7 protein-coding genes and 1 tRNA gene are annotated in these 11,928 nt (G+C 65.1%); 2 read left to right on the plus strand and 6 right to left on the minus strand.

What is annotated here, in order from left to right; genetic code table 11:
• Positions 1–174 precede the first annotated feature (174 nt).
• The 6 genes from gltB to GL279_RS18605 all read right to left on the minus strand — a co-directional run bounded on the left by gltB (position 175) and on the right by GL279_RS18605 (position 10,607).
• Entirely contained in the window at positions 175–4,710 is a 4,536-nt protein-coding gene (gene gltB, locus GL279_RS18580; protein ID WP_155066106.1) for a glutamate synthase large subunit, read from the minus strand.
• An 11-nt stretch (positions 4,711–4,721) separates the two neighbouring features.
• Positions 4,722–5,426: a hypothetical protein gene (locus GL279_RS18585; protein ID WP_155066100.1), complete on the minus strand. Its 705-nt coding sequence runs from the start codon at positions 5,424–5,426 to the stop codon at positions 4,722–4,724.
• Positions 5,427–5,526: 100 nt separating this feature from the next.
• Positions 5,527–7,011: an NAD(P)-dependent oxidoreductase gene (locus GL279_RS18590; protein ID WP_155066101.1), complete on the minus strand. Its 1,485-nt coding sequence runs from the start codon at positions 7,009–7,011 to the stop codon at positions 5,527–5,529.
• A 149-nt stretch (positions 7,012–7,160) separates the two neighbouring features.
• Complete coding sequence (locus GL279_RS18595) at positions 7,161–7,964, minus strand: undecaprenyl-diphosphate phosphatase (RefSeq protein ID WP_155066102.1); 804 nt, start codon at positions 7,962–7,964, stop codon at positions 7,161–7,163.
• On the minus strand, positions 7,964–8,956 hold the full coding sequence (locus tag GL279_RS18600; RefSeq protein ID WP_155066103.1) for a complex I NDUFA9 subunit family protein: 993 nt from the start codon (positions 8,954–8,956) through the stop codon (positions 7,964–7,966). Before GL279_RS18600 ends, GL279_RS18595 begins: the two co-directional genes overlap by 1 nt.
• Positions 8,957–9,011: 55 nt before the next feature.
• Entirely contained in the window at positions 9,012–10,607 is a 1,596-nt protein-coding gene (locus GL279_RS18605; RefSeq protein WP_155066104.1) for a GMC oxidoreductase, read from the minus strand.
• Between the two features lie 263 nt (positions 10,608–10,870).
• Between GL279_RS18605 and GL279_RS18610 the strand changes: the two genes are divergently transcribed.
• Positions 10,871–10,955: transfer RNA gene (locus tag GL279_RS18610), tRNA-Leu, on the plus strand.
• Positions 10,956–11,105: 150 nt separating this feature from the next.
• A complete protein-coding gene (locus GL279_RS18615) occupies positions 11,106–11,849 on the plus strand; it encodes a tyrosine-type recombinase/integrase (RefSeq protein ID WP_170294024.1) in 744 nt (247 codons plus the stop codon).
• The last annotated feature ends 79 nt before the right edge of the window (positions 11,850–11,928 follow it).

The following is an 11,928-nucleotide window of genomic DNA, read 5'->3' on the forward strand; positions in this document are numbered from 1 at the left end:
TCGAGCCGATCAGGGAAAAGAACCGTCTGCCCGCGTGCAACGCCTTCGATGAACCCCGACATGCCGATCCCCCAACGCCATGCCAAAGTCTATCACAAGACCGAGTTTTTACACAGGCTCGGCTCAACCCACCCATCCCGCCAGTAAAAAGGGGGCCTTTCGGCCCCCTTCCAATCATTCCGCCGGGACGGCTGCCAGATCGTTCACCTCGGCGATCGGGTGTTTCAGATGCGGCAGCATCTCTTTCGGGCAGACCTGCAGGAAGTTGGCCTTTTCCTCGGCCCAGTTCTGCAGGATCTCCTCGGCGCGGCGGGACCGGGTTTCGCGCGCATGACGCTCGACCAGATCTTTCAGCTGCTCTTCCCAATGCGCCTGCGTCACCGGGCACAGGATAAGCGTCTCGGGGTTGATGTAATCGCGCGCCAGACCCTCGGGGTCGTAAAGATAGGCCATGCCCCCGGTCATCCCGGCGCCAAAGTTGGCCCCGATCCGACCCAGGATTACCGCCACGCCGCCGGTCATGTATTCACAACCGTTCGAGCCGCAGCCCTCGATCACCACCTTGGCGCCCGAGTTGCGCACCGCAAAGCGTTCGCCCGCGCGCCCTGCTGCGAACAGGTAACCATCGGTCGCACCGTAAAGCACGGTATTGCCGATGATGGTGTTGTCCGCTGCAACCAAGGGCGAGGACATCGGCGGGCGCACCACGATGGTGCCGCCCGACAGGCCCTTGCCGACATAGTCGTTGGCATCGCCCGAGACCTCGATCTTCAGCCCCGGCGCGGCAAATGCGCCCAGCGACTGGCCCGCGCTGCCGGTCAGCCGCACGGTCAGATGGTCCGGTTGCAGGTTGTTGCGCATGCCAAAGGTCTGCACGATCATCGAGGACGTCCGCGTGCCCACCGTGCGCAGCGTGTTGCGCACCGCATAGCTCAGCTGCATCTTCTCGCCGTCCGAGAAGAAGCGGCTGGCGTCGCGGATGATTTCCGCATCCAGCGTGTCCGGCACGGCATTGCGCGGCTTCGAGCGGTCGTAGACGATTTTTTCCGACCCATCGACCGTGATCAGCAGCGGGTTCAGGTCCAGATCGTCCAGCGACTTGTCGCCCCGGCTGACCTGGGTCAGCAGATCGGCGCGGCCAATGACCTCGTCCAGCGAACGCGCGCCGATGCTGGCCAGAATCTCGCGCACCTCGGTCGCATAGAAGGTGATCAGGTTGACCACCTTGTCCGCGCTGCCGGTGAACATCGCGCGCAGCTTTTCATCCTGCGTGCAGACGCCGACCGGGCAGGTGTTCGACTGGCACTGACGCACCATGATGCAGCCCATGGCGATCAGTGCGGCGGTGCCGATGCCGAACTCCTCGGCCCCCATCATCGCCGCCATGACCACGTCGCGCCCGGTGCGCAGGCCCCCGTCGGTGCGCAGCGTCACGCGGTCGCGCAGGCGGTTCATCGCCAGCACCTGATGCGCCTCGGTCAGGCCCATTTCCCACGGCAGACCCGCGAACTTGATCGAGGTCGCGGGCGAGGCACCCGTGCCGCCATTGTGACCCGAGATCAGGATCACATCGGCCTTGGCCTTGGCCACACCCGCCGCAATCGTGCCGACGCCCGAGGACGCCACCAGCTTCACCGTGATCTTGGCGCGCGGGTTGATCTGTTTCAGGTCATAGATCAGCTGTGCCAGATCCTCGATCGAGTAGATGTCGTGGTGCGGCGGGGGCGAGATCAGCGTCACGCCCTTGGTCGAATGCCGCAGCCGCGCGATCAGATCGGTGACCTTCATGCCGGGCAGCTGGCCGCCCTCGCCGGGCTTGGCGCCCTGGGCGACCTTGATCTCCAGCTCTTCGCAGGCGTTCAGATATTCGGCAGTGACGCCGAACCGTCCCGAGGCGACCTGCTTGATCTTGGCGCAGGGATTGTCGCCATTGGGCAGCGGGTGGCTGTGCGCCGGGTCCTCGCCGCCTTCGCCACTGTCGGATTTCGCACCGATGCGGTTCATGGCGATGTTCAGCGTCATATGCGCCTCGGGCGACAGGGCCCCCAGCGACATACCCGGCGTCACAAAGCGCTTGCGGATCGAGGTGATCGATTCCACCTCCTCGATCGGCACGGGTTTCCCCAGCGCCTTGATGTCCAGAAGATCGCGCAGATGGATCGGCGGATTGGCCCGCATGGTCGCGGTGAACTGCTTCCAGACGTCATAGGAGGCCTTGTCGCAGGCGATCTGCAACAGCTTCATCGTGTTGGCTTCCCAGGCGTGTTTCTCGCCCGAGCGGCGCGCCTTGTAGAAGCCGCCCACCGGCAGCAGCTCCGCCACATCGCTGTGGAAGCCCTTGTGGTGGATGTCCTCCAGCTTGGCTTGCAGCCCGTGCAGACCCATGCCGGAAATCCGCGACTGCATGCCGGGGAAATATTCCGCCACCATGGCCCGGGACAGACCCACCGCCTCGAAGTTCAGCCCGCCGCGATAGGACGACAGCACCGAAATCCCCATCTTGGCCATGATCTTCAGCAGACCGGCATCGATGGCATCGCGGTAGTTGCGCATGTTACCGATCAGCGAGCCGGTCAGCAGCCCGCGCTCGATGCGCTCGGCGATGGTGTCCTGCGCCAGATAGGGGTTCACCGTGGTCGCGCCGCAGCCGATCAGCACCGCAAAATAATGCGGGTCGATGCATTCCGCCGACCGCACGTTGACCGAACAGAAGGTCCGCAGCCCCTTGCGCGTCAGCCAGCTGTGTACCGCGCTGGTCGCCAGGATCATCGGCAGGCCGATGCGGTCGGTGCCGACCCGTTCATCGGACAGTACCAGATGTCCGGCGCCCGAGCGCACGGCATCCTCGGCCTCGGCGCGGATGCGGGCCAAAGCCTCGCCCATCGCCTCGGGACCGGCGCCATCGGCGAAGGTGCAGTCAATCTGCGTCACCGTCTCGCCGAACATGCGGATCATCTCGGCGAATTCGCCGTTCGCCACGAAAGGCGATTCCAGCATCAGGATCTCGGTCTGGGCCGAGCTTTCGTCCAGCACGTTCTTGAGGTTGCCGAACCGCGTCTTCAGGCTCATCACGCGGGTTTCGCGCAGGCTGTCGATCGGCGGGTTGGTCACCTGGCTGAAGTTCTGCCGGAAGAAATGCGACAGCGGCCGATATTGGCCCGACAGCACCGCAGGCGGCGTGTCGTCGCCCATCGAGGCCAGCGCCTCCTTGCCGTCCTCGGCCATGGGCGACAGCATGTTCTCGATTTCCTCGACCGTATAGCCGGCCGCGATCTGGCGGCGGCGCAGCGCCTCGCCGGTGAACACCAGTTCCTCGGGCAGATCGCGCATGGCTTCGGACAGGTGGACGACCTTTTCGATCCACTCCTCAAAGGGTTGGCTGGCGGCCAGATGGTCCTTGATCTCGCGGTCGTGGTACAGCTTGCCCTCGGCCATATCGACGGCGATCATCTGCCCCGGCCCCAGCGCGCCCTTTTCGCGCACGTTGGATTCGTTGACCGGAACCATGCCGGCCTCGGAGCCCGCGATCAGCAGGTTGTCGCCGGTCACGACATAGCGCAGCGGCCGCAGTCCGTTGCGGTCCAGACCGCCGCAGACCCAGCGCCCGTCGGTCATCGCCAGGGCGGCCGGGCCGTCCCACGGCTCCATGACCGAGTTGCAATAGGCGTACATGTCCGCCCAGGCCTTGGGCATGTCGGTGGTGGCCTTGGACCAGGCCTCGGGCACCAGCATGGTCTTGGTCATCGGCGCATTGCGCCCCGAGCGCACCATCACCTCGAAGACCGCATCCAGCGCCGCCGAATCGGACGAGCCGCCGGGGATGATCGGCTTGATGTCCTCGGCCATCTCGCCAAAAGTGCGGCTGGCCATGCGGATCTCATGGCTCTTCATCCAGTTGGTGTTGCCCTTCAGCGTGTTGATCTCGCCGTTATGGGCCAGCATGCGGAAAGGCTGCGCCAGCCACCATTGCGGGAAGGTGTTGGTGGAATAGCGCTGGTGATAGATGGCAAAGGCCGATTCAAAGCGCTCGTCCTTCAGGTCGGGATAGAATTCCGCGACCTGCTCGGCCAGCATCATGCCCTTGTAGATGATCGAGCGGCAGGACAGCGTGCACAGATACAGCCCCCCGATCTGCGCGGCGATGGCGGCTTTCTCGATGCGGCGGCGGATGATGTACAGCTCGCGCTCGAACTGCTCCTGATCGATGTCCTTTTCGCAGCGGATCAGGATCTGTTCGATCTCGGGGCGGGTGGCATTGGCCTTTTCACCCAGAACCGAGGTGTTCACCGGCACATGGCGCCAGCCATAGATATAGTGGCCCATGCGCAGGACTTCGGATTCCACGATGGTCCGGCAGGCCTCTTGCTGCGCAAAGTTGGTGCGCGGCAGGAAACACTGGCCGACGGCGATCAGCTTGTTCTGATCGGGCTCGTGCCCGGTGCGGCGCACCTGATCGTAAAAGAAGCGGACGGGGATCTGCACATGGATGCCCGCGCCATCGCCGGTCTTGCCATCGGCGTCGACCGCGCCGCGATGCCAGATCGCCTTCAGCGCGTTGATGCCGGCGTCGACCACCTTGCGGCTGGACTGACCGTCCAGGTTGACCACCAGGCCCACGCCGCAGGACGAATGCTCGTCCTCGGCACGATACAGCGAATGCTGGTCCATCCAGTCGCGGCGGGTCTGTTCCTGCTGTTCCCAGTTCTGCATGTCGAAACCGTTCACGTCCGTGCCTCCTTCAAAAGCTGCCTCAGGATGTCGGCCCCACGGCCCTTCACCATCTGCAGGTCGCAATCATATTCCGGCACGGTCGATCCGAAGCCGGGTTGTCCGGGGAACGCGAACGTCACCGGGCTGTCATTGGTGTCTTCCTTGGCGCCGGTCCAGTCGGTGGATTGCTCCACGCCGCCATAGAACCGGCCCTGGCTGCGGCTGATGAACTGCTGGCCCTGACGCCGGATCAGCACATCACCGCTTTCGCTGAAGGTGGTCAGCTCAAAGCGCGTCACCTCCAGGGGCACGCCGTCGATCTCGACCTTCTCGCCGGTCAGCTCGTCATGGCCGACATGGTGCAGGCGCTCGTTGTCGTTCGAGCGGGTCCAGAAATCGAAATCGTCGCGGCCCGTTTTCAGCAGCGCGCTGAACGAGGCGTCGTCCTTGGCGCCCTCCTCCAGCACGTCGCTCACCCCGTTCTGCAGGTTGGTGCTTTCCATCCAGCGCGTCTCACGGTCGATGCGCGACTGATAGGTCGCGCCCTCGCGGGTGAAATAGGTCACGCGCTGGTCACCCGGCGCATCGGCCGAACAGCGGTAATGCTGCGAGACGGTGCAGCTGCGGTTCTGCACGGTGATCTCCAGCTTGCAGCCCTGCGGCGGGGTGAAATTCGCGGCCTGCGCCGGGGTGGCATGGGTCAGCAATGCTGCCATGACCGCGCCCAGCCCCGAAACGGCGGCAACGCGCAACGTGCGCAGCCGGTGTACGCACGGTGTACAGGCGGTGGCTGCCTTGTGCACCATGATCACAGCCCTATTCCGCCGCGACGCGGGCGGCGCCGGTCAGGAAATCGGCGATGCTGTCGGCGGCCTCGCGGCCGTCGCGGATCGCCCAGACCACAAGGCTGGCGCCACGCACGATATCGCCCACGGCAAAGACGCCGGGCAGGCTGGTCTGATGCGTCTGGTAATCGGCCTTGATCGTGCCCCAGCGGGTCACGTTCAGCCCCTCGACGCCCCAAAGACGCGGCAGTTCCTCGGGCTCAAAGCCCAGCGCCTTGATGACCAGTTCAGCCGGCTCGTCGTAATCGGCCCCCTCGATCAGTTCGGGCGATTGACGACCCGAGACATCGGGCGCGCCCAGCCGCATCTTCTGGATGCGGACCGAGGCGATGGCGGGCAGGCCGTCCACGTCGCGTTCCTGCGCCTGCATGGCCTCGCCGGTGACATGGCCGGCAAAGGCGCCCGGCGCCGAAAGCCACACGAATTCAACGCCTTCTTCCTCGGCGTTCTGCACTTCGCGCTGGCTGCCGGGCATATTGGCCCGGTCGCGGCGATACAGGCATTTCACCGATTGCGCGCCCTGACGAATGGCGGTGCGCACGCAGTCCATGGCAGTGTCGCCGCCGCCGATAACGACGACGCGCTTGCCCTTGGCGTTCAGCTCGCCATCCTCATAGTCGGGGATCTCGTCGCCCAGATCGACCCGGTTCGAGGCGGTCAGATAGTCCAGCGCCCGCACGACGCCCTTGGCCTCGGCATTGTCGATGTCCAGATCGCGGGTCTTGTAGACGCCGGTCGCGATCAGCACCGCATCATGCTTGCCGCGAATGGCGTCAAAGCTGATGTCCTCGCCGACATTGCAATCCAGCACGAATTCGACGCCGCCATCGCGCAACTGCTGCGTGCGCCGCTCGACCACGTCCTTTTCCAGCTTGAAGCCGGGGATGCCATAGATCAGCAGCCCGCCGGCGCGGTCGTGGCGATCATAGACCGTGACCTGAAAGCCCATGCGGCGCAGGCGGTCGGCGGCGGCAAGGCCACCGGGGCCGGCACCGATGATGCCGATCGATTCCATGCGTTCGCTGGCGGGGGCGGCGGGTTGGACCCAACCCATCTCCCATGCGGTATCGGTGATGTATTTCTCGATGGCGCCGATGGTGACGGTGCCATGGCCCGATTGCTCGATGACGCAATTGCCTTCGCACAGCCGGTCCTGCGGGCAGATGCGGCCGCAGATCTCGGGAAAGGTGTTGGTTTCCTGACTGCGCAGATAGGCTTCCTGCGTGCGCCCCTCGGCGGTCAGGCGCAACCAGTCCGGAATGTTGTTATGAAGCGGGCAATGGCTCTGGCAATAGGGGACACCGCATTGGCTGCAGCGGCTTGCCTGCTCGGTCGCCTTGGCGGCGGCGAATTCGCGATAGATCTCGTGGAAGTCCTCGGACCGCGATGCGGCGTCACGCTTTTCAGGCATCTCCCGCCCGATGGTGACGAACTTGAGCATCTTCTGCGTGGCCATGGCTGCGCGTCCTTCATTAGCGAGGCTGTCACAGCCTGATAATTCAGGGCGAAACCGATTAAAAGTCAGCTTTGTTGACCTAAATGGCGTTTTTCACCTGCGGGCATGAAAATTTCCGCCCGCAGGTGTCGGAAATAGGTCAGCAACCGTTACCAACCAACCGCCAGAGCCAGCATGGCTGCCAGCCCGACGATGATTCGCCACCATGCGAACACGGCATAGCCATGCGCCGAAACATAGTTCAGCAGGCCCCGCACCACGACCAGCGCCGCCAGAAAGGCGCAGACAAAGCCGATGACGATATTGCCGGCGGATGCCGCATCAAGGATGTCGCGGTTCTTGTAGAGATCATAGGCGAAAGCGCCCATCATCGTCGGCATCGACAGGAAAAAGCTGAATTCGGCGGCAGCCCGCTTGTCCGCGCCCAACAGCAGGGCACCGACGATGGTCGAGCCCGACCGCGACACGCCCGGCACCATGGCCAGACATTGGAACAGGCCGATGCCCAAGGCCTTGCCGACCGGGATTTCCTCGGCGCTGTGATAGCGCGGGCGCTGCGCCATGCGGTCCACAAACAGCAGCACCACCCCGCCCAGCACCAGCATCGAGGCGACCAGCATCGGCGTCTCGAACAGCACGTTCTTGATCACGTCATGCGCCATCACGCCAATCACCACGGCGGGCAGAAACGCCACCAGCACCGCCAGAATAAAGCGGCGCGCCGCCGGATCATGCGGTGCGCTGGAAAAGATGCGCCACAACCGCCCGGCATAGACGCCCAGAATCGCCAGAATCGCGCCCAGCTGGATCAGCACCTCGAACACCCGCCCGGGCGATTCGAAGCCCAGAAAATGCCCGGCCAGCAGGATGTGGCCGGTCGAGGACACCGGAATGAATTCGGTCAGCCCTTCCAGCAGACCAAGAAGGGCGGCGATGATCGTATTGTGTTCCATCAGTCCTGACGCAGGTTCTTGGCGGTGGCCGTCAGCGCTTCGTATTGGCCCGAGACCCGGAAGCGCCACAGATATTCGGCGATGACCGCCGGAGCGGCGGTCGGCTCAATGCCCAGATCGGCAAAGCCGCGGGCGCCGGCGGCGACGCGATTGGCATGGCCCAGCGTGCGGACCTGATCGCGGGTCAGCACCCGGTTGGTCAGCAGCCCGCCGGTGACGGTCTGCACCGCGTCCAGCGCGCTGCCCATCAGGCCGGCCAGCCAGCCCGGCAGCCCGATGACCAGCCGGCGGCGGTCGATGGTCGACAGGACCAGCCGCGCGGCCTCGCGCATGGTCATCACATCCGGCCCGCCCAGTTCATAGATGCCCGGCGCGGCCTCGCCGGTGGCGCCCAGCACCGCTGCACGCGCCACGTCCGAGACATAGACCGGCTGCACCTCGCAAGAGGCGCCCGGCACGGCCAGCACCGGACCCAGCCGCGACATGCCGGCGATGCGGTTGAAGAACTGGTCATCCGAACCGAAGATGACCGAGGGCCGCAGGATCACGGCATCGGCGCGATGCTTCAACACCTCGGCCTCGCCCCGGCCCTTGGAGGCGGCGTAATGGCTGTTCGAGGCCGGATCGGCACCCAGCGCCGAGACATGCACGAAATGCGGCACGCCGCGTTCGGCCGAGATGCGGGCGATACGGCCGGCGGCCTGTTCGTGGATGGCCTCGAAGGTGTTGCGCCCCTCGCGGACCATGATGCCCACGCAGTTGATCACCGCATCGGCATCGGCCATGCAGGCCGTGACCGACAGATCGTCGCGCACGTTGCAGGGCACCGGCTCGATCTGGCCGGGGGCGCCATAGGTGCGCACGATCCCGGCCTCGTTCGGGCGGCGGACGGCGACGCGGACGCGCCAGCCCTGCTGGGCCATTTGCCGGGCTATCTGGCGACCCAGAAAACCCGAACCGCCGTAGATCGTGACAAGCTTGGCTGCGGACATGGCTTTCGCTCCTTCGTGCCCAGAATGCGTGCCCATTGGCGTGCTTTATGTTCCCTTACCCAAGCTGGCCCGCAGCGGCAAGCCGAGGGCGCAGCCCGGCGACAATCGCATCGGCCACGCGCAGGGCGTTGGCGGCGATGGTCAGGCTGGGGTTCACGCCGTTCGAGGTCGGCATGAAGCTGGAATCGGCGACATAAAGATTGTCCAGCCCATGCACCCGGCAGTCGCGGTCCAGGACGCTGGTCTTGGGATCGTCGCCAAAGCGCAGCGTGCCGCAGGGATGGGCAAAGTTCAGCTCGGGCGCCTGACCCATGAACATGGCGCGATTGGGGCGGAATGCCGCACGCAGCTCCTTGCGAAAGGCGGCGCGGCGGCGATGCAGCTCGGGCGAGATGTCATAGTGAAAGCGCAGCAGCTCGGGGTTTGCGGGGTCGGGCAGCACCCGGTTCGTGGCATAGGGCAGGTCCTCCAGCACGCCGACGAACAGCTTGGCCTGACCCAGAACCTGCGCCGCGATCCGCGCCGGCAGCCGCAGCCCGTGCCGCAGCGGCCGCAGCCGGCGCAGAGCCGAGCGGTTGAAGCGGCTGTGCATGGCATGCAGGATCTCGCCATAGCCGGCGACCAGCCCCATGGATTGCACGGTGCCAAAACGTTCGCCCTGCATGTAATAAAGATCGCGCATGCTGATCGAACGCGAGGCGCCGTTCTCGCCTTTGCTGTTGCCGGCCCAGATTGCGATGATCTCGCTCAGGTGGAACATCAGGTTGCGGCCCACCAGATCGTGGCGGTTGCCCAGCCCCTCGGGCCAGTATTCATTGGCCGAATGCAGCATCAGAGTGGGCGAGCCCAGCCCGCCGCCCGCCAGCACATAGCGCCGGGCGCGCAGGGTCAGGGTCTGGCCGTCGCGGCGGCAGGTCAGGCCCGCGACGCCGCTGGCATCGGTTTCGATCCGGGTCACGCTGCAATTGGCCACCACCTCGGCGCGGCCGGTGTCCAGCGCGGGCAGCACACCGGCGCTGCGCCCGTCCATCTTGCAGCGGCGTGGGCAGCGCCGGCCAAAACAGCCCTCGCAATCGGGAACAAAGCGCACCGCCATATGCGTCTGATAGGGGTGCATGCCGGCCCGGCGCAGGTCCTCCATCAGGGCGGCGTCCGATTTCGGCAGCACACGGGGCGGGGCGGGCAGGTTGGCGGGCTGCGGGTCCAGCGGGTCCGATTCGCCGCTGATCTGATAATAGCGCTCGGCCAGCTCGAACCAGGGCCGCATCGTCTCGTAATTCACCGGCCAGCCGCCGGTCGGATGCGGCCGTCCGGGGGTGTCGTCCAGATCATGCGGCTCGGGCCGTTCCAGTGTGGCGGCGTAATTGGCCGAGGTGCCGCCGACGCTGGCACCGATCATGCCGTCGATATCGCACCAGCTGCCGTCCAGCTCGGCCGAGATCATACTGGGCCATGCGCCGCGCGCCAGTCGCGAATCGGCGTCCTGCAATTCGACCTGACTGGCCGGCAGTCGGGAATCGCCAAGGTCGGGGCCTTTCTCGACGAAAAGCACCGACAGGCCCTGTTCGGCCAACCGCCGCCCGACCGTGCCGCCGCCGATACCGGTGCCAATCACGATCGCATCCCATATCCGGTCCGTCATCTCATCCATCGGGGGAACCTGCTTGCAAAGGGCACATACGCCGAACGGGCGCTTCCTTAGATCTGCCCCGATCTTCCGGCAAGCCGGTTGAAACTTCAATTTGTCTTTCCCGGCATGGGCGGTTTTTTCTGCGGCGCGGCGATGGGGACGAGAGGTCCGCCGCGAGGGCCATCACGGGCGGTGCAAAGAAAAAATGACGGTGAAGCGAAATTTCTTCGTTGTGCCCATTGACGGCCCCCGCCAGTCCCTTTATTGACCCGCCTACACCACCTGCCCAGGTGGCGGAATTGGTAGACGCGCACGGTTCAGGTCCGTGTGCCGCAAGGCGTGGAGGTTCGAGTCCTCTCCTGGGCACCAAATGTCCCTGTCAAAGGGTGACATACCGGGTCAAAACCCAAAAAATGCCAACAACCGCTGGACTTCGGTCCGGCGGTTGGTGTCATTTCGGGCCACGTTGTGCCACTGATGTGTTGGCATGGATGTTGGCAGTCTGGGGAGGTGTTGGCATTGGCTCTGAATCTCACGCGCGTGAAGGCTCTCGTATCAGAGGGCGGCAAGCCGAAGCGGGAATCCGACGGCGGCGGCCTGTATCTGGAGGCCACGGCGTCCGGTTCCAAGCTGTGGAAGATGGCCTACCGGTTCGGCGGCCGCCAGAAGACCCTGTCGTTCGGAGCTTGGCCCGCCGTGTCTCTGGTGGACGCCCGCTCGATGCGTGAGCAGGCCAAAAAGATGCTGGCGGATGGGCAGGACCCCGGAGCCGCCAAGCGCGCACTGAAAAGCGGCGGTAACGAGAAGACCTTCGACGTGTGGGCCGGGGAATACATCGCTTTCCGCAAGTCCAACGCCCGCAAGCCCGTCGCCGAGTCGACCGTGGACAAGTTCGAGTGGTCCAGGGCCGCGGTTCGCCGCCAGTTCGGCGGGACGCCCATCACCGACATTAAAGCACCAGAGATCATCAACGCGCTGCGGGGCATCGAGGCGACCAGGAAGCTGCACAAGAGCGCGAAGGTTAAGGCGTTCGTCAGCCAAGTCTTCCGATACGCGGCCGCGCACGGCGTCGAGGTCATGGACCCCGGGCCCGTCGTGAACGACGCGGTCCTGAAGCCGGTCGTCCGGCACCACGCCGGTCTCACTGACCCCCGCAAGGTTGGCGAGCTGCTGCGGGCGATCGACGAGTATTCCGGGGACGCGTCCACGCGATACGTGTCAATCGGCATCCAAACGGCCCCCCCGATCGGCGCCCAAAAGTGACCCCTTTGGCGCGCGGTTGAGCAGGCCCGTGGCGGCGTAGCTTTCCAGCTGGCGCAGCCGACGCGGGCCTGCGTTTCGG

Source organism: Paracoccus limosus (assembly GCF_009711185.1).
Lineage (GTDB): Bacteria > Pseudomonadota > Alphaproteobacteria > Rhodobacterales > Rhodobacteraceae > Paracoccus > Paracoccus limosus.